Origin of the sequence: Chryseobacterium flavum (genome assembly GCF_003385595.1) — a bacterium.
Classification (GTDB): Bacteria; Bacteroidota; Bacteroidia; order Flavobacteriales; family Weeksellaceae; genus Chryseobacterium; species Chryseobacterium flavum.
Genome location: NZ_QNUE01000006.1, coordinates 188,489 through 205,988 on the forward strand (window position 1 = coordinate 188,489; position 17,500 = coordinate 205,988).

General features: G+C 35.2%; 23 protein-coding genes. 8 read left to right on the forward strand and 15 right to left on the reverse strand.

Features of this window, described 5'->3' with window-relative positions:
- The first annotated feature begins 55 nt into the window (after positions 1-55).
- A complete protein-coding gene (locus tag DRF59_RS09545; protein ID WP_034682046.1) occupies positions 56-526 on the forward strand; it encodes an Lrp/AsnC family transcriptional regulator in 471 nt (156 codons plus the stop codon).
- Between the two features lie 69 nt (positions 527-595).
- Positions 596-973 carry a hypothetical protein gene (locus tag DRF59_RS09550; protein WP_115959077.1) on the forward strand — a complete coding sequence of 126 codons (378 nt, stop codon included), beginning with the start codon at positions 596-598 and terminating at the stop codon, positions 971-973.
- A gap of 50 nt (positions 974-1,023) precedes the next feature.
- Here the strand turns inward: DRF59_RS09550 and DRF59_RS09555 are convergent, their stop codons facing one another.
- Entirely contained in the window at positions 1,024-2,874 is a 1,851-nt protein-coding gene (locus DRF59_RS09555; RefSeq protein WP_115959079.1) for a tetratricopeptide repeat protein, read from the reverse strand.
- 237 nt (positions 2,875-3,111) lie between these two features.
- Between DRF59_RS09555 and DRF59_RS21185 the strand changes: the two genes are divergently transcribed.
- The 6 genes from DRF59_RS21185 to DRF59_RS09575 all read left to right on the forward strand — a co-directional run bounded on the left by DRF59_RS21185 (position 3,112) and on the right by DRF59_RS09575 (position 5,694).
- Positions 3,112-3,237, forward strand: a complete 126-nt coding sequence (locus DRF59_RS21185) for a hypothetical protein (RefSeq protein WP_262510612.1) — start codon at positions 3,112-3,114, stop codon at positions 3,235-3,237.
- A 44-nt stretch (positions 3,238-3,281) separates the two neighbouring features.
- Entirely contained in the window at positions 3,282-3,431 is a 150-nt protein-coding gene (locus DRF59_RS21090; RefSeq protein ID WP_241505515.1) for a hypothetical protein, read from the forward strand.
- A 48-nt stretch (positions 3,432-3,479) separates the two neighbouring features.
- A complete protein-coding gene (locus DRF59_RS09565; protein ID WP_115959081.1) occupies positions 3,480-4,433 on the forward strand; it encodes a DUF3829 domain-containing protein in 954 nt (317 codons plus the stop codon).
- Entirely contained in the window at positions 4,399-4,590 is a 192-nt protein-coding gene (locus DRF59_RS21320) for a DMP19 family protein (RefSeq protein ID WP_456151696.1), read from the forward strand. The genes DRF59_RS09565 and DRF59_RS21320 overlap by 35 nt, the downstream gene beginning before the upstream one ends.
- Positions 4,591-4,718: 128 nt before the next feature.
- Positions 4,719-5,198 carry a hypothetical protein gene (locus DRF59_RS09570; protein WP_115959083.1) on the forward strand — a complete coding sequence of 160 codons (480 nt, stop codon included), beginning with the start codon at positions 4,719-4,721 and terminating at the stop codon, positions 5,196-5,198.
- Positions 5,176-5,694: a hypothetical protein gene (locus DRF59_RS09575; RefSeq protein ID WP_241505516.1), complete on the forward strand. Its 519-nt coding sequence runs from the start codon at positions 5,176-5,178 to the stop codon at positions 5,692-5,694. Before DRF59_RS09570 ends, DRF59_RS09575 begins: the two co-directional genes overlap by 23 nt.
- 197 nt (positions 5,695-5,891) lie before the next feature.
- Here DRF59_RS09575 and DRF59_RS09580 read toward each other — a convergent pair whose 3' ends face one another.
- From DRF59_RS09580 to DRF59_RS09645, 14 genes are all read right to left on the reverse strand, one after another.
- Positions 5,892-6,839, reverse strand: a complete 948-nt coding sequence (locus DRF59_RS09580; protein WP_065396745.1) for a transketolase family protein — start codon at positions 6,837-6,839, stop codon at positions 5,892-5,894.
- Between the two features lie 29 nt (positions 6,840-6,868).
- Positions 6,869-7,753, reverse strand: a complete 885-nt coding sequence (locus DRF59_RS09585) for a transketolase (RefSeq protein WP_262510618.1) — start codon at positions 7,751-7,753, stop codon at positions 6,869-6,871.
- Between the two features lie 66 nt (positions 7,754-7,819).
- Positions 7,820-8,338, reverse strand: coding sequence for a hypothetical protein (locus DRF59_RS09590; protein WP_115959087.1), 519 nt, complete (start codon positions 8,336-8,338; stop codon positions 7,820-7,822).
- A gap of 35 nt (positions 8,339-8,373) precedes the next feature.
- A complete protein-coding gene (locus tag DRF59_RS09595; protein ID WP_115959089.1) occupies positions 8,374-9,063 on the reverse strand; it encodes an SGNH/GDSL hydrolase family protein in 690 nt (229 codons plus the stop codon).
- A 24-nt stretch (positions 9,064-9,087) separates the two neighbouring features.
- A complete protein-coding gene (locus DRF59_RS09600; protein WP_115959289.1) occupies positions 9,088-10,647 on the reverse strand; it encodes a sodium:solute symporter in 1,560 nt (519 codons plus the stop codon).
- A 186-nt stretch (positions 10,648-10,833) separates the two neighbouring features.
- Positions 10,834-11,121 (reverse strand): GNAT family N-acetyltransferase, encoded by a 288-nt coding sequence (locus DRF59_RS09605; protein WP_185144914.1) that lies wholly within the window; start codon positions 11,119-11,121, stop codon positions 10,834-10,836.
- Position 11,122: 1 nt separating this feature from the next.
- Complete coding sequence (locus DRF59_RS09610; RefSeq protein WP_115959091.1) at positions 11,123-11,518, reverse strand: OsmC family protein; 396 nt, start codon at positions 11,516-11,518, stop codon at positions 11,123-11,125.
- Positions 11,518-11,736 carry a (4Fe-4S)-binding protein gene (locus DRF59_RS09615; protein ID WP_185144915.1) on the reverse strand — a complete coding sequence of 73 codons (219 nt, stop codon included), beginning with the start codon at positions 11,734-11,736 and terminating at the stop codon, positions 11,518-11,520. The genes DRF59_RS09610 and DRF59_RS09615 overlap by 1 nt, the downstream gene beginning before the upstream one ends.
- A 134-nt stretch (positions 11,737-11,870) precedes the next feature.
- Entirely contained in the window at positions 11,871-12,419 is a 549-nt protein-coding gene (locus DRF59_RS09620; protein ID WP_115959095.1) for an NADPH-dependent FMN reductase, read from the reverse strand.
- Between the two features lie 22 nt (positions 12,420-12,441).
- Complete coding sequence (locus DRF59_RS09625) at positions 12,442-13,341, reverse strand: pirin family protein (protein ID WP_115959293.1); 900 nt, start codon at positions 13,339-13,341, stop codon at positions 12,442-12,444.
- A gap of 52 nt (positions 13,342-13,393) precedes the next feature.
- Complete coding sequence (locus DRF59_RS09630) at positions 13,394-13,705, reverse strand: GNAT family N-acetyltransferase (protein WP_115959295.1); 312 nt, start codon at positions 13,703-13,705, stop codon at positions 13,394-13,396.
- 239 nt (positions 13,706-13,944) lie between these two features.
- Positions 13,945-14,820 (reverse strand): pirin family protein, encoded by an 876-nt coding sequence (locus tag DRF59_RS09635; protein WP_115959097.1) that lies wholly within the window; start codon positions 14,818-14,820, stop codon positions 13,945-13,947.
- A gap of 119 nt (positions 14,821-14,939) precedes the next feature.
- Positions 14,940-16,346: an MFS transporter gene (locus DRF59_RS09640; protein WP_115959099.1), complete on the reverse strand. Its 1,407-nt coding sequence runs from the start codon at positions 16,344-16,346 to the stop codon at positions 14,940-14,942.
- Positions 16,347-16,486: 140 nt separating this feature from the next.
- Positions 16,487-17,329 carry a hypothetical protein gene (locus DRF59_RS09645; protein WP_241505517.1) on the reverse strand — a complete coding sequence of 281 codons (843 nt, stop codon included), beginning with the start codon at positions 17,327-17,329 and terminating at the stop codon, positions 16,487-16,489.
- Positions 17,330-17,500 lie beyond the last annotated feature (171 nt).

Sequence of the window (17,500 nt, forward strand, 5' to 3'; positions counted from 1 at the left end):
TTATAAATTTGCAAAAAATACATAGATTTTTTAAAAAAATTGTAATTTAACTAATATGAACTATCAACTGGACGAAATAGACAAGAAGATTCTTGATTTCTTAGTAGAAAACACAAGAATGCCTTTTACAGAAATTGCAAAGCAGATGGATGTTTCTGCTGGAACAATTCACGTAAGAGTGAAAAAGATGGAAGATGCAGGTATTATTTTGGGATCATCTCTTAATATCGATTATGGTAAGCTGGATTATCACTTTACAGCTTTCATAGGAATCCTTTTGACAAAATCAAACCGTACTCAGGAAGTACTGAAAGAATTGTCAACTATTCCTAACGTAATTGAAGCCAGCGTCATTTCAGGGAAATATAACATTTTCTGTAAAGTAAGAGCTAAGAATACAGATGATGCTAAAAGAATTATTTATCAGATAGATGATATTCAGGATGTAATGAGAACAGAAAGTATGATTTCTATGGAAGAGTACTTGAGTGACAAAAACAGACTGATTAACGCTATCTCTATCTAGTTCAAATTTTAAACGAATTATTATAAAAGAACTTATGAAATCTCTCATAAGTTCTTTATTTTTGTACCTATGGAAGAATATAGCTATTTTGATGAAGATCCTAAAAAAGGATGGGGATTTATACTGGCTTTTGCCGCTTTGATGTTGTTTACTGTCATGGGGCTGGGGATTGATGTTGATGAATATTTACAGCATGAATACCTTGAAATACCCAGATGGTATTTTTATATCATCTTTTCCATTGATGTGCTGATGATGATCGGGCTGATACTGATGTTCTTCTACAGGAAAATTGGAATTTTTATGTTTCCGACACTGTTGGTATTGCATTTTTTTATGCACAATTATTATCTTTCTACATTTTTGTACACAGATGTTACCAATCTTTTTCTTTTTACTGGGTTTGGAATGCTGGCCATTATTCCGAAGTGGAAGTTCTTTAAATAATCTTTTGGATTGAAAGGATTTAATAGATAGTAAAGATATTTAAAGCTGTATTATTCCGTGAATACTTTTTGAAAAAAGGAATCCAGTGCTGTATTCTTATCCAGTCCGAATTTCTTTTTTAATCGATACTTGGTCATTCTTACACTTTTAGGTTCTACGTTGAGAAGATTGGCGATCTGTTTGGTATCCAATCCAAGGTAAATATAAGCACAGTATTTTAAATCCAGCGATGTTAGTTTCTGCATAGCTTTTTCATTGATGCTCTTGAAAAAATCAGGATGCAACTCCTGAATCCTGAATTTGGTTTTTTCAAAGTCATTATCTACAAGGTTTTGTGCTTTTACTACCTGATGAATATTAATGTCCGTATCAGAAAGTTGGGTTTGAAGCTGCTGAAGGACTTTATTCTTATGCTGAATATGTAAGTGACTGGCAAGTACTTCGCTTTGAAGTTTTTGCTGTTGAAGTGTAAGGAGCTCCTGTTCAGCCCTTAATCTTGCCTGTTCTTCCTTCTGAAATTTAATCTGCATTTCTGCCTCGTGCTTTTCTGTGTCAAGCTTATTTTCTCTTTCTATAGAATACCGAAGTTTGAAATGATAGGAAAGAAACATAAAGAAAGCTCCAATCAAACCGATGATTCCCAAACCGATGTATAGCAGTTTTTCTTTTTTAAGACTGGCTGTTTTTTCTGTAAGGGATCTGAGTTCGGATTCTTTTTTCCGGGATTGAAATTGGGCTTCCAGTCTTTTTGCTGTTTCAGCCTGTCCTTCATCAAAGAGCAGATTGCTGTATTCTGTTACTTTTGACTCATATTCATAGGCTTTTTGAAAATTGTTTTGTTTGGCATACAACCGGGCAAGATCTTTTACCACATTGATCATGACATGGTAATATACCGGATGCTGTGTCAGCAAAATCTGCTCTGCTTTTAAAAGATATTGTTCTGATAAAGCATCATTACGATCCCGTGAGGCCAGATTACTCAGAACGCCAAGTGCACCTGCCTGTATACTCTGGTTAAGAGTTGTATGCTGGGTAAGAACTAATATTTCGTTGGCATTATTCTGGATCTCCTTACGGATTTCAGGAGTAATATCCGGATAACTCAAATAATAGTTAATAAGATTCAGCAATGCCATTGCATGCACATGGGCTGAAACATGGCCAGGAAACTGATGATATAACCCAACAGCCTTTCTGCACATCTCTATAACTGGTTTCAGATCTTTTAAATCTCCGCTTTTTTCATACCGAAAGGAATAGCAAACAGCCAGAGCTGAATAAGCGGAACTGAGCAGATTTTTATTTTCTGTCTTTTCAGTTAGCTCTATGGACTTTTTAGCATATTTTGTGGCATTTTCAGCGTCATTCCATTCTGTATATATTCCGTAGAGAAGATAATTGAGCTTTGCATTTAATAAGATTTCAGAAGGCTGTTTTTCAACAAGTGGAAGAACTTTTTGAATCAGTTTGATTGTATTTTCAGGTTCGCCAAGTGCATTTCTGTAATAGATATTCAGATAACTGGCATACAATGCTGCTGTTTTATCATTTCTTTTTTGAACAATAGCATTTGCTGCATCTATGATTGGAGGAACTTTATCATATTCAGACTGATTAAGTTTAATAATCCCTTTTTGGGTAAGAGCTTTTACTTCTTCAGTATAATTTTGCTCCTTTTTAGCAAGTTCAATTTGTTTCTGAACATATTTTTCGGCTGTAGGGTATTGGTCACTAACTCTGTAATATTCGCTAAGTTCATTGTATATTTTAAATTTTTCTGCAGAAGAAACAGGTTCTTTGCTCAATTTATTTTTAAGATCACCAATAAAGGTATTCTGTGCAGGATATAAGGCACAGATAAAAAGTATGCAATATAAAAGTGAGTACTTCAGGTTCATAGGGTGAAAGTACAAAAATTGTAGACACCTATCAATTTTCTGTCCGAAAAAGCAGAAACAGATGTTATTGTTAAATAGTTGTAAATTAATGTTTTAATTGTTTTTGTAGACGTTTTGTAGTCGCCTGTAATTTGAGTTGAAGATGTTTTGTAGTTGCAGAAAAAAACGTAAAACTGTTTTTCTGATGCAATTTTGGGTCAGAAAAAATTATAGAATATTAATTTAAATTTTACGGTTATGGACAACAAAACATTATCAATTATTTCTTACATCACTCTTTTCGGATGGTTAATTTCTTTCGTCATAGGAAAAGAAAAAGCAAACAGCCTTTTAAAATACCATCTTAAACAGTCCCTGGATTAATCCTTTTTTCTATTGCATTATCCATCATTCTCAATATTATATTAATGGTTACCAAAGTTGGAATTCTCGGGCTATTGGGTTTCATTCCTTTGATACTGATGATTATTGGAATTATAAATGCTGCCAATAATGTTGAAAGACCCTTGCCATTGATCGGAAAAATCTTTGAAGATAAATTCTCTTTTATCAGATAATATCTAAGTCTTGAGTACAAACACCTATTTAACAATTAATATAGAATTATGAAAAGATCAATGTTGATCATAGGAATACTCGTTTTGAGCATATCTATTGTATCATGTAATAAACTGGAGAAAATAAAAGAAAGGTTTTCAAAAAATAATACAGAACAGGTAAATCCTTTCAATGCTAATTCAGGAGATACAAACAGAGATATTATTTCTTTTAATAACAAAGTAGTAAAAATGGATGATGAACATTCAGACTTTGTTGAAAATTTTCAGAATTCATTAGCAGAAATGGAAGAGTATGTGAAAAGTGTAACAGTAAATCCACAGTTTTCAGGAGTTGCACCGATTTTCACTCCCGGAATAATGATATACTCCCATCAGGAATTAAAGGCTCCGGATATATTAGGGAAAGATTTTCAGAGACTTGTTGATAAAATGAAAGATACAATGACTCACCTGGAAATATTAAAAAAAGAACTGGAAACTTACAAACTGGCAGAAGACTGGAAGGATGATAAGGGAAAGAAAATTGCTGATATTAAAGAAAAAGCTGCAATACTTATCAAAGAAAACCGTACTGCAGCGAATGATTTATTTACCAAACTTTCCCCCAGAGCAGATAAAGCTGAAATAGAGGTGCTTAAGGATCACCCGCTTAAAACACAAATTATCTATTCCAGAGAAACCATGGAGCTGGCTCAGAAGATAGTAGATGAGTCTTATAATGTGACTGATATCAATGTTTATAAAGATATATTTTCCAGCCAGTATCAGCAGATGGAAAAATTATATAAAAGAAATATCAACGAAAAGATACCGTCCTCAGAGGAGCAAAAGGAAAGAAGTTATCGGGCATTCAACAGTTCCATAAATGATTTTCTGGGTAAAATGAGAATCGTACAACGAAGTCTGAATGAAAATAATCAGGAACTCAACCGGGATCTTGATAACCTGGAAAGAGAAGCAGGATATGTCCTTGATCGTTATAATACTTTTGTGGATTAACAGAGAAAAATTGAAGATCAGTTATTACCTTGATTACTATACCAGCCAATATCGAAACGGAAATTTTTCTCAGTTTGTCCGGAATTCGGGATGGTCAGCAGAATTAAAGGGTATTATTAAAGAAGGAAAAAAAAATCAATACACAAAAGCATCTTGAATTGCTTCTGGAACAATGCTTAAAAGTGGAAAGCCTGAAAAAAATGAGATGAAAACTTTTTTTAGTGAGGGTTTCGTGCTACTAAAGAAATTGAAAGATAAAATAACTATTAAATAAATTACATTAATATGAAAAAGTATCAACATTATAAACAAGAAGGAAACCGGTATATTTTTAAAAATCAGCCGGTCTTTATAACTGTGTTGTGTATTCTTCTCCTGACCGTTGCGGGACTCATTTTTAATAATACAAGAATTGTCAGCTATGTTATTATTGCTGTGGTAGCACTCATTATGATCAATTTCTTTACCAAAAAATTCATTATTGATACGGACCGGAAGACTATTACCGGAAAACATACAATTTTTGTTTCAGCAAGAACATATCCCATTGAGAATTTCAGACACTTCCATGTTCTTGCGACCAAATATATGGGTTTTATCACCACAAATGTTATGTTGTCTATGTATTTTGAAGTTGATGGCAAAGAGAAGCAGCTTACGATAGGGCAATCACTGACCCACAAAGGAATACAGAAAATGGTGAATGAAACAGAAGATATTATGAATAGTAACGGATTAAATCATGAATATAATCGACCGCTATAAGTTTGAAGAAAATGGTAGTGAGATAAGCTTTATGCCTGATTATAGTTTTCTGCATACTTTGATATGGTGGCTGATACTGGGAGTAGTCACTCTTCCTGTTATTATTTACTATTTCCTGGATAAAATGTCAGGAGACCAGTTTAAGATAACAATGGGATTATGGATAGTTTATATGATTTACTTCCTGTTTGATCTTTTTTTCAGAATTCCTGTAAAATATATTTTTAATAAGTCGGAGAAATGTATTTACAGAAAACTATTACTTTCGAGAAAACTAATGAGCTTTGATGAGATGACCTATTTTGTAAATGATGAAAGATGCGGATATTATTATTCAATAGGGAAAAAGAGAAATCAATTTGTGAAAAACTACAGAATCAGTAATTATTTTTCAGGGTCAAAAGCATCTGGCAGAAGGGAAGATGAGTATATAAAAGAAATCTTATATCCCGTTTTAATTGCTGTTGGATTTCCTGTTAATGAGGGTGAACGATAATAGATAGCGAAAAGAAGGGTAGAGCTAATAAACATGACAACTATAGGTACAATCGCTCTCTTTCTGGAGTGTGGTAAAACATTAAACAATTTTTGACAGAGTCGTTATAAAACAGAACAACAATCAATATTGATTCCAACAAAAATCCCGGCTGGTTAATATAAACCAGCCGGGTTATATTATATAATTGCTGCTTCTTAATTAGCTAAGATTCTCTTTACAGCTTCTTTCACTGCTGCAGCATCAATTTTATATTTCTTCATTAATTCAGCAGGAGTTGCAGATTCTCCGAACGTATCATTTACAGCTACAAATTCCTGTCTTGTAGGTCTTCTCCTTGCAAGCATTCCGGCAACAGATTCTCCTAACCCACCAAGGTAGTTGTGTTCCTCAGCAGTAACAATTTTACCTGTTTTTTCAACAGACTTTAAAATAATTTCCTCATCTAAAGGTTTGATTGTATGAATGTTGATTACTTCACAGGAAATTCCTTCTTTTTCAAGCTCATCAGCAGCTACAAGAGATTCCCATACCAGGTGTCCTGTTGCAACAATTGTTACATCAGTTCCTTCCTGTAACATAATCCCTTTTCCAATTTCGAAAGGCATATCTTCCGGAATGAAAACAGGAACAGTAGGTCTTCCAAATCTTAAATATACAGGACCTTCATGTTCTGCGATAGCGATAGTAGCAGCCTTTGTCTGGTTATAATCACAAGGATTGATCACAGTCATTCCCGGAAGCATCTTCATCATACCGATGTCTTCCAATACCTGATGCGTAGCCCCATCTTCCCCTAATGTAAGACCTGCATGAGATGCACAGATTTTTACATTTTTCCCTGAATAGGCAATAGATTGACGGATCTGGTCGTATACCCTTGAAGTAGAGAAGTTGGCAAAAGTACCTGTAAAAGGAATTTTTCCTGTGATGCTAAGACCAGCAGCCAATCCCATCATATTAGCTTCTGCAATACCTACCTGGAAGAATCTTTCCGGAGCTTTTTCAATGAATTTTTCCATTTTTAAAGAACCGATAAGATCTGCACAAAGTGCTACTACATTAGGGTTTTTGTCTGCTAATTCAGCCAGCCCTGCTCCAAATCCTGAACGCGTATCCTTTTTTTCTGTATATGTATATTTCATTTTTATTTTTTTAATCGAGATTTAAGATATTAGTAATCTGCAGGAGCTTCAAGGTATAATTGTTTGAAGGCTGTTTCCAATTGTTCGTCATTAGGAGCCTTACCATGCCATGCATGACTTCCCATCATATAATCCACACCATAACCCATTTCTGTATGAAGGATGATTGCTACCGGCTTTTCTTTACCTGTTTCAGCTTTTGCTCTTTCAAGGATACCGATCACTGCCTCAAGATCATTACCATTCTTTTCTTCTAAAACAATCCATCCGAATGCCTCAAGTTTAGCATGAAGATTTCCCAGGCTTAAAACATCATCTGTATCCCCATCAATCTGACGACCATTGTAATCAATTGTAGAAATGATATTGTCTACCTTTTTAGCTGCAGCATACATCAAAGCTTCCCAGATCTGACCTTCCTGAAGCTCACCATCTCCGTGAAGAGTGTATACAAGAGATTTATCTCCGTCTAATTTTTTACCTTCAGCTACGCCAAGAGCCACAGAAAGCCCCTGTCCAAGAGATCCTGAAGCGATTCTGATACCAGGTAATCCTTCGTGGGTAGTAGGGTGTCCCTGTAATCTTGAATCCAGCTTTCTGAATGTTCTCAGTTCATCTACCGGAAAGAAACCAAATCTTGCCAGGGTAGAGTAGAATACCGGTGAAATGTGTCCGTTTGACAAATAAAAGTGATCTTCATTCCTGCCTTCCATGGTAAAAGGAAGATGGTAGTTCATCACCTTTCCGTAAAGTGCTGTAAAAAATTCTGTACAGCCTAAGCTTCCACCAGGGTGTCCTGAATTAACAGCATGAACCATTCTTAAAATGTCTCTTCTGATCTGCGTAGTAAGAGATTTTAACTCTTCAATACTTTTACTCATTATATCTGATTTATTTGCTTGCGAATTTACAATTTTTTGGCTTATGGAAATGCAAAAATCCGGATTTTGTACCCGGATTTAAGCTATTAGATTATGTAATTAACAGCCTTCATTAAGGTAAACTGTAATTTCTGTGACAATATTATTAATAAATTTAAATGTTAACTGCGTTCCGGCATCATAGTCCTCAATATTGAAATATCCTGCATCTTTAATACGTTTGCCTTTATCATCCACTTCCGGACGAACACTGAATATGGGATAATTTTTGTAGGTATTGATAAGTTCATCCCGGGTACTTCCAACACCCATTCCGCTTTTTGTTCTGAATTTTTTACTGGTGGTGGTCATTCCTGTAATCGTAACAGCGTCTGGTTTTGCTTCTCCGCCATAACCCTGGAAAACTTCAATATTGATAAGCTCTCCATTGTATTTTACTCCATTCTTTTGCTCTCCATCAGAAATTTTCAGTTTAGTACCGGCAATTTTTTCTGCCTCACTTTTTTCCATAAAAATCTTGAATGGCCCTATTCTTAAAGTAGATACCTCAAAATTCTCCTGGGCAGCTACGCATCCAAATGTTATTACAAAGATGAAAAGCGAAATAATTTTTTTCATAGTTAATAAAATATTTTTTTAAAATTTTTAAACTCTTATTTTTTTCCTAGTGTTTTATTGATTGCATTTTTAATCATAGGTTCCATAATTGCATATCCTGCAGGAACCGGATGGATGCCATCCTTTGAAAGACCTTCGCGCATTCCACCTTTTGCATCACGCATTGCCGTATTATAATCTACAAATATGAATTTGTTGCTGCCTGCATACTGCTTTAATCTGTTATTCAAGGCGTCTACTTTTTGAGATACTTCGGTTATTTCTTTACGCCATGGAAATGCTGCTGCGGGTAAAACAGAAGCAATGATTACTTTTATCCCATTATTTTGAGCAATATCAGCCATAGCTTTGATGTTGTTAAAAGTGAAATCAGGGTCATAAATGCCTGTATTCTGAGCAATGTCATTGGTTCCGGCATTAATGACGACCAGCTTCGGCTTTAAAGCGATAACATCGCTCTGAAAACGAAGCAACATCTGTGATGTGGTTTGTCCGCTGATTCCTCTGCCTGTATAATTGTTTTCAGAAAAAAATTCAGGATGGCTCTTTACCCAGCCTTCTGTAATGGAATTACCCATAAAGACAACATCCACTTTTTTCTTTGAGCTTAAAATACCCGCGTTGTCATCTTTATATTTTGTAAGATTGGCAAAATCAACAGCACTCTGTGCATTTACAAATATACCGGCAAACAGGCAACAGGATAGAAAAACGAATAATTTCATTACTGATATTTTGGTTACTTTAGATTAAACGATTTTTAAAAACTGTTTATCCTTCACCAGCCATAGGCCGATGAATGTCAATAATCCATTAAGAACAATCAGCTCAACACCAATTCTGTAGTCTGTATAAGAGGTTACTGCAAAATTGATTAAATAAGTGATGATAGGTGCTAAAATAGTTACCTTAAGGATTGAATATTTTTTGGAAATTTTGAACTTGGTGAAGATTCCGAAAGCAAAAAGTCCTAATAATGGTCCATACGTATATCCGGCAATTTCCATGATCAGGTAGACAATAGATTTGTCATTCAGAGCTTTGAACACCATGATCAGGATAAAGAACATAACAGTGAAAGTTAAATGTACTTTCATACGCAGGCTTTTCTTCTCTTTTTCAGTTTTGGTCTTGTCTTCATTAAGATTTAATAAATCTACACAATACGAGCTTGTTACTGCCGTTAAAGCCCCATCTGCAGAAGGGAATAATGCTGATATTAATCCAATGATGAAAATAACTGAGATCATCATTGGGAAATGGCCGTTAAGAGATAACGCAGGAAAAAGATCATCACCCATAATATTCGTTATGTTTCCTGATGCATCTCTGAAACCGAAGATATTGCTTACAGGGTCTGTGCCTGTTGTTCCATATTCTGCTCCATGTTGCAAAGCAAAAAGATAAAGTAAACCACCTAAAAATAAGAAGGCAAGATTAACCAGCAGAAGAGTTCCAGCGAAAGTCAACATGTTTTTCTTTGAATTTTTAAGATTATCTACAGAAATATTTTTCTGCATCATTTCCTGATCCAGCCCGGTCATGGCAATCGTAATGAATATTCCACCCAGAATGGTTTTAAGGAAAAATGTCTTGGAATTAGGATCGAAATTGATGAAGTGGGTATAATTTTTCTGTTCCAGAATTGTATATGCTTCACCAAAAGACATATTAAGATTGGATAAAATATAAACAATACAGGCTACCAGACTGATAATCATGAAGGAAGTCTGTAAAGTATCTGTAATCACAATCGTTTTCACTCCGCCCTCAAAAGTATAGAGAAGTACCATCAGTAAAAGTACCATAGAAGTTACCCAAAACGGAACCCCTAATCCTTCGAGAAGGAAAATCTGTAAGACATTCACCACCAGGTATAACCTTGCTGTTGCCCCGATCGCTCTTGAAATAATAAAGAATATGGACCCGATCTTATGTGCTTCCACATTGAATCTTTTTCCCAGATAGGTATAAATGGAAGTCAGGTTCATCTTATAGTACAAAGGAAGCAATATAGCAGCTACAATAAAATATCCAATGAAAAATCCGATCACCATCATATAATATTCGAATCCGCCATAAATATATTCCGTACCGGTCATCTTCCCGACCGTTCCGGGCACTGAAATAAATGTAACTCCACTTAAGCTGGTTCCGATCATTCCGAATGCAACAAGCCACCATTTACTTTTTTTGTTACCAATAAAGAATGACTGATTGTCGGAATTCCGGCTGGTAAAATAAGAAATTACCAAAAGACCAATGAAATAAATAAAAACAAACAGCAAAAGGATCGTTCCTGAATTCATGCTTAAATTAAATTTTAGCAAATATAGTTTTTTTCTCTTCTGCTGAAACCTCTGTGTTCCAAAAATCATCAATAATATGATGGAATAAAAGGCATGTCCTGATGCAGGAAAACGGAAGTTATAGAAGGAAAGAAAAAAACCTTCCGGAATATTCAGGAAGGTTATATTGTAAGGGTGGAATCAGGGTCAATTTACCAAAACATCCTGCAGTTCCTGACTCTTTTGGAAACTTGCTTTAGCAAAAGGGCAGAGAGGAATGATCTTTTTCTCATTCTTCCTTGCAAAATCTACTGCAGCCAAAAGCATTTCTTTTCCTACACCTTTTCCATTGTAGGCTTCTTCCACCTCAGTGTGGTCTATAATAAATCTTTCTTCTCCGGCCCATGTGTAGGTCATCATTCCTGCACGTTTTCCATCTATGAAAGCTTCAAAACTTCCGTGTTTTTCGTCGTTGTTTTGTTTTACTTCGATCATATTATGAGAATTTAGTTAGTATTTCTATGTCGTTGGTTAATATTTTATGAACAGGGCAGGCGTCAGCAATAGTGTGTAACCTCTTCATCTGTTCATTATCCAGAACTCCTTCAAAGCTGATGGCTCTTTTGAAAACGGCTCTTTTGGTAAGCGGGAAGTTCTCAAGCTCAACTTCTACATTGATATTTTCCACATTCCATTCTTTTCTTTCAATATACATTCTCAAAGTAGCAGCTGTACAGCTTGCCAGTGAAGTGGCCAGTATTTCCAAAGGATTAAAGCCTTTATTTTGTCCCCCTTTATCTGTAGGTTCATCAGTAATGATCTTATTGTCACCGGCTGTTACCTCTGTATAATATTTTGTTTTTCCTAAACTTGCTTTTACCGTTACTGCCATTATTTTTGTCTGTTGAATTTATAACTTAATGCTCCTGACGGGCATTGATCGATCTGTTTCTTTAGTTCTTCAGGTGTCGCATTTTCAGCTTTAATCCAAGGCCTTTCTTTTGGATTATAGACTTTGGGAAGCATCTTTACACAAACAGCTGAGTGGATACACTTTTGTGGTTGCCAGATGACAGTAATGTCACCATTGAGATATTCGTGTATTTCCATATTAATTTCTTTAAATGATTTTTGATTATATGATATCCGGAATCAGCTATGTGAGAGGCAATATAAGGATAAAAAAATGAAGTAGCCATTCCGGGAACGTTAAATATAATGGTTTATCAGGATTTTTGTCTGTTTCAATTCTGAGATTTTGTATTCATAACCTGATTTTTAAAATTAGCAATTTTGCTTTTCAGTTCATTTAGCATATCAGGGTTAATTACTCCGCTCTCAAAGTCAAAATTTTCGTAAAATTTTGGTAATGAAAAAGTGTCTCTGATATCAGCGGCAAACTGTGGAAAAAATGTTTTAGCCGTATTCATGACATTTCCGCCACCATACCCGCCTGGAGATGTACTCATCAACAGCATAGGCTTGTTTTGAAAGACTTTTACATTGATTCTTGAAGCCCAGTCGAAGGTGTTTTTAAATGCAGCACTATAAGATCTGTTATGTTCCGCCAGAGAACAAATAATAACATCACAGTCTTCAATAGCCTTTAAAAACTGGTGTGCTTGATCCGGAAATCCTTTTTTTTCAAGGTCTACGGAAAAAACAGGCATGCTAAAGTCATTAAGATCAATTAAGTTGATTTCTTCATCTTTAAAATCCTTTAGAACAAACTTTACCAGTTCTCTGTTGATTGATGTGGAAGAAGTACTTCCTGCAAATGCTAGTATTTTCATGGCCTTATAATTGTGAAACTTATCATTTTCTGTTTAAAATTGCTTTTGGCAGAGGAACATATTCCTGCTCATCCCCGGGAACCAGAGGAAAAGCTTTATGATTTTGATCGTTCCAGTTTACTTTAGCCTGTTCAATCAGTTCTTTGTCGGAATTTACAAAGTTCCAGAATATGAAACGTTCCTCATCAAAAGGTTCGCCACCAAAAAGATATACTGTACCATTTTCGCTCATATCAAATTCACAAAGTGTGGTGTCTTTGGCGATCATCAGCTGTTTTGAACCGTAAGAATTTCCGTCAGTGGTGACGGTTCCATCCAGGACGTACATAGCCGCTTCTCCGTAAAGATCCTTTCCGATGCTGATTTTCTTTGGTTCCCTGGTTTTGATTTCAATGAAAAACAATTTACTGTGTACAGGTACTGGTGATGTTTTTCCGAAAGCTTCACCTGCAATAAGTTTATATTGGATTCCATCCTCTTCCCAAACAGGAATTTCATCAGCTTCAATGTGGTGAAAAGTAGGCTCAGACTGCTCAAGGTGTTTGGGAAGACCTACCCAGATCTGAAATCCGTGAAGCCTTTTATCGCTGTGCCTTAAATATTCCGGAGTTCTTTCTGAGTGTACGACCCCTTTTCCTGCAGTCATCCAGTTAACAGCACCTGGCTTGATTTCGATTGCACTTCCTATACTGTCTCTGTGAAAAATAGAACCTTCAAGCAGATAGGTTAATGTTGATAATCCGATATGTGGATGAGGTGGAACATCAAGATTCTGGTAATCTTTCAGTTCGGAAGGTCCCATATGATCAATAAAAACAAATGGTCCAACTGCTCTTTTTTCACGGAAAGGCAAAAGTCTTCCCACTAAAAAATTTCCTATATCTGCAGCTTTTTCTTCTATGATAAGTCCAATATTTGACATAATAAACTGATGCGTTTTAAGATTGTTTGTAAATAAAATGTTTGGTAAGGGGTTAAAGTTGATGATAACCTTCAAATTTTTCATCAACGATACGTTTCCATTCCGGATGTTTTTTAAGATAAGCAAAAACATAAGGACAGAATGGTAACAGCTTTTTACCACTTTCTTCAATATAATGTAAAGTTTTTTCTACCACTGCTGCTGCAGCTCCTGTTCCTGCCAGTTCCGGTTCTGCTTCAGTATGTATTAACGCAATCTGGTGAGTGGTCTCACGGTAATCTATAAATGCGTAATGTCCGTTGATATTTATTTCAAATCTTTTGTCTGTTTTTACAAGGGGGATGTTTTCAAATTCGGGTTTCATAATTCTTATATTAAATTGATGCACTTCAAAAGGGCAGCGATTAGTAGGTATAATCATCATTCCCTGAGATCTCTGCTTGGCCTGAACTCTCAGGGAATGACAATTTGTATAATTATTATGATATTTTACTGCCGAAAAAAATGCAATAAATATCAAGTTTATGAGTTAATTTATTTAGTTTATAATATATAAAGTTAAGAAAAAAGAAGCAATTAAAGATTAAGATAAACTTAATTCTATCAATCTTCAAGATAACCAAATTTCCCGGTGTTAAAGTCCTCAAATGCCTGCATGATTTCCTCTCTTGAATTCATAACAAACGGACCGTGAGGATAAATGGGTTCATTGATTGGTTCTCCGCTGAGGATCAGAACAACTGAATCTTCGCCGGCTTCAATAGTGAAGGTCTCACCTTCATTTTTGAATAAAGCCAGATGATCTGTTTTTACTTTCTCTTCTTTGTTGATAATAATATTCCCTTCAATAACCAGTGCCAGAGTATTAAAACGGGCAGGGAAATTAAATTCTGCCTTTCCGCCTGCCTTAAGCTTTGCATTCATCATATGAACAGGTGTAAAAGTAGAAGCCGGGCCCTTATGTCCGTTATATTCTCCTGCGATAATTTCTATAACTCCATTTTCACCTAAGTCCACTCTTTCCATTTTTGAATTTTCAATAGCCTGATATTTCGGAGTACTCATTTTATCCTTTGCCGGAAGATTCACCCAAAGCTGGACCATTTGAAAAATGCCTCCTTTTTTTGACCATTCCGTTTCATGATATTCTTTATGAAGGATACCTTTTGCAGCTGTCATCCATTGTACATCACCCTCTCCGATAATACCTCCGCCGCCAGCACTGTCATGATGTTCTACTTTACCACTATAAGCTATTGTTACAGTTTCGAATCCTCTGTGCGGATGGACACCGACACCTCTGGGGGTTTCTGAACCGTTGAAATGAAACTTTGAATTGTAATCCAGCATAATGAACGGGTCCATTCGTTTCATGTCTAATCCATGTACGCCTGGAATAAAATTATGAACTCTAAAACCATCACCTACAAAATGAGCAGGTTTTGGTGATACTACCATTTCTGTTTTTTTAGTTGCCATAATATTGTTGATTTTATAGATACAAAAATATTACCCCTAAAAACAAAATACATTGATCTGTGATAAGTTCGTAGGAAAGAAAAAGCAGAGAGGTAATCTGGATAATAGAATCAACAGACTTAATCTTCTTTCGATTTCATATTCTTCCCGTCGGAAATATGAAGTCTTCTGAAAACGAGTCCGGATAAAATTGTTAATACTCCTACTGTAAGAAAAGTATACCTGAAAGCATTGTGAATTTCACCTTTAATCAGATCTGTATTTTCAAATACCTTTAAAACAATTAATCCGAAAGCAATTCCAAAACCGATAGCGAGCTGCTGATTGACCGATAACAATGAGTTACCGCTGCTGGTCTGAAAATTCCGGAGATCAGCAATGGAAATTGTATTCATTGAAGTAAACTGAATGGAGTTAAAAAATCCTAAGACGGCAATAATAGGAACAAACCAGTATAAAGAAGTATGGATATCCGGAATAGCCAGCATGCAGATCAAGGTTCCGATAATGAAGGTATTTACCATCAATGTCTGCCGATACCCGTATTTATCAAGGATTTTTATAACAGAGGATTTCCCGAAGATTGCAGTTAGTGCCATGGGCGCTATAATCCATCCGGAAGTAACTGCTGACTGTTTATAAGCAATCTGGATCATCAGTGGAAGAAGCAACGGGACAGAGCTGATTCCTAGTCTTGTAGCCAGATTTCCTATAATTCCGACACGGAAAGTTCTAACCTGAAATAAGCTTAACGGGAAAATAGGATTTCCTTCTCTTCTCGCATGCTTGTAATAATAATAAAGGAATAGAAAGCCTAAAATGAATACCAGAAGAACGGGGGTAATATTCTGAATATCCCCAAAAAGTTCGAGTGAAACGGAAAGAAGAAGAGAAGCTGCTGCAAAAATTAAAAAACCTTTAAGGTCGAAATCTACATCATCAGATTTGTAATTGGGCATAAATTTTAATCCTAAAAGAATTCCCAGAATACCAATCGGGATATTGATCAGAAAGATCCAGTGCCATGAAAGATAATCTACCATATACCCTCCTACCAACGGACCCAGAACAGGACCAATAAGTGCGGGAATGATTGCAAAGTTCATTGCTTTAAGCAGCTCGTTTTTATCAAATGTTTTAATCAGGGCTAATTTCCCGACAGGTGTCATAAGGCTTCCTCCGACTCCCTGAATTACTCTTGATATTACCAGGTGAGTAAGATTTTGAGATAAAGAGCAGAACAGAGAACCCAGACTGAATAATATTAAAGAAAATATAAATATTTTTTTTGTTCCGAATCTGTCTGCCAGAAAGCCACTTGCCGGCATGAAAACGGCTAATGTCAGTACATAACTGATGATGGCATTCTGCATATTAAGCGGAGATTCTTGAAGATCTTTTGCGATCGAAGGCAGGGACGTATTCAGGATAGTTGAATCCAGCATTTGCATAAAAATAGCCGTAGCCAGAATCAGTGGAAGGATTTTCTTTATTGAGGCCTGTTGTGGAGTTGTTGTTTCTGTCATTTTATGTAGGCTGAAATGTTTAATAAACTTTCAGACTTATTTAATTGAAAAGACTGCTTGCTTTAAGCAGTTTGATCTTTAGATGAGGAAATCTATATAAAATTAAAAAAGTCCTGCGAAATATCACAGGACTTTTTGATTTATTTTCTTGGCTTTTCTACTCCTTTCCATTCGTCACCAGCTTTTCTGTACTGACTTAGTATGTATGTTTTGAAATCTTTTGTTTTGTATTCAATGTTATCTGTATTCTGTTCAAACGGCATTATATAATAGTAATCTATATCGGTTTTGTCTGATTTATTTCCTTTTTTAACAGAAGGAACATATTTTGAAAATTTATAATGGGGAAGATATTGTCTTAATCTTGTATAAAAAGCTTTATCCTCTTTTTCATCAGGAATAATGTCTACAATATTAAAATCATCCTTTTTCTTATCAATCCACAGATAATAAGTTTTTTCTTCTCCGATGTTTCTGTTGTATGAGTTAAATGCAAACAATTCTTTTGGAACCAGCTCCTTGATTTTTTCAGGATCCACTTTCGTATAATACTGACCTTTTGAAGGATCTACATAGGTTTCAAGGTTATACATTAAAACGGAATTATTTTCAAATTTTTTGTTTTTAAAATATTGATTTAAAGATAATTCTGCAGTTGCTCTCAATTCTTTACCTCTGTCATCCAGTTTTTTAGTGGGATTCTGAGGGTTTACTTTTTTTACAAATTCATATAAAACAACAGGTTTTACATCTTTAAGGTGAGGATACGTTTTAAGCTGCTCAGCTTTTACAAGCCAGTAGAATTGTTGATAATAGTCCTCCTTGTCAGCATCTTTTACGCTCTTATAAGCCAGAGCAAGCTTTTTTGAATTAAGATATTTGCCATATTTTCCTTGCCCAAAAGCGAAACTTATGAATAATAAGGCAAATAAAACAGTAAGGTTTCTTCTCATTTTTTTATAATTGATATTTTCGTTTTCCAAATATAATTATTTATTAGATATTATTTTTGATTGTCAGTTAAATTCTGTCAATATTATTGCCGTTAATTCAAAAGAAAATCCTGTATTGCTACAGGATTGATAAAATATGATTTAGATTTCAAATCTGAAGTTTGAGAAGGTATAACAAATTAATTATTCATCATAAAACTA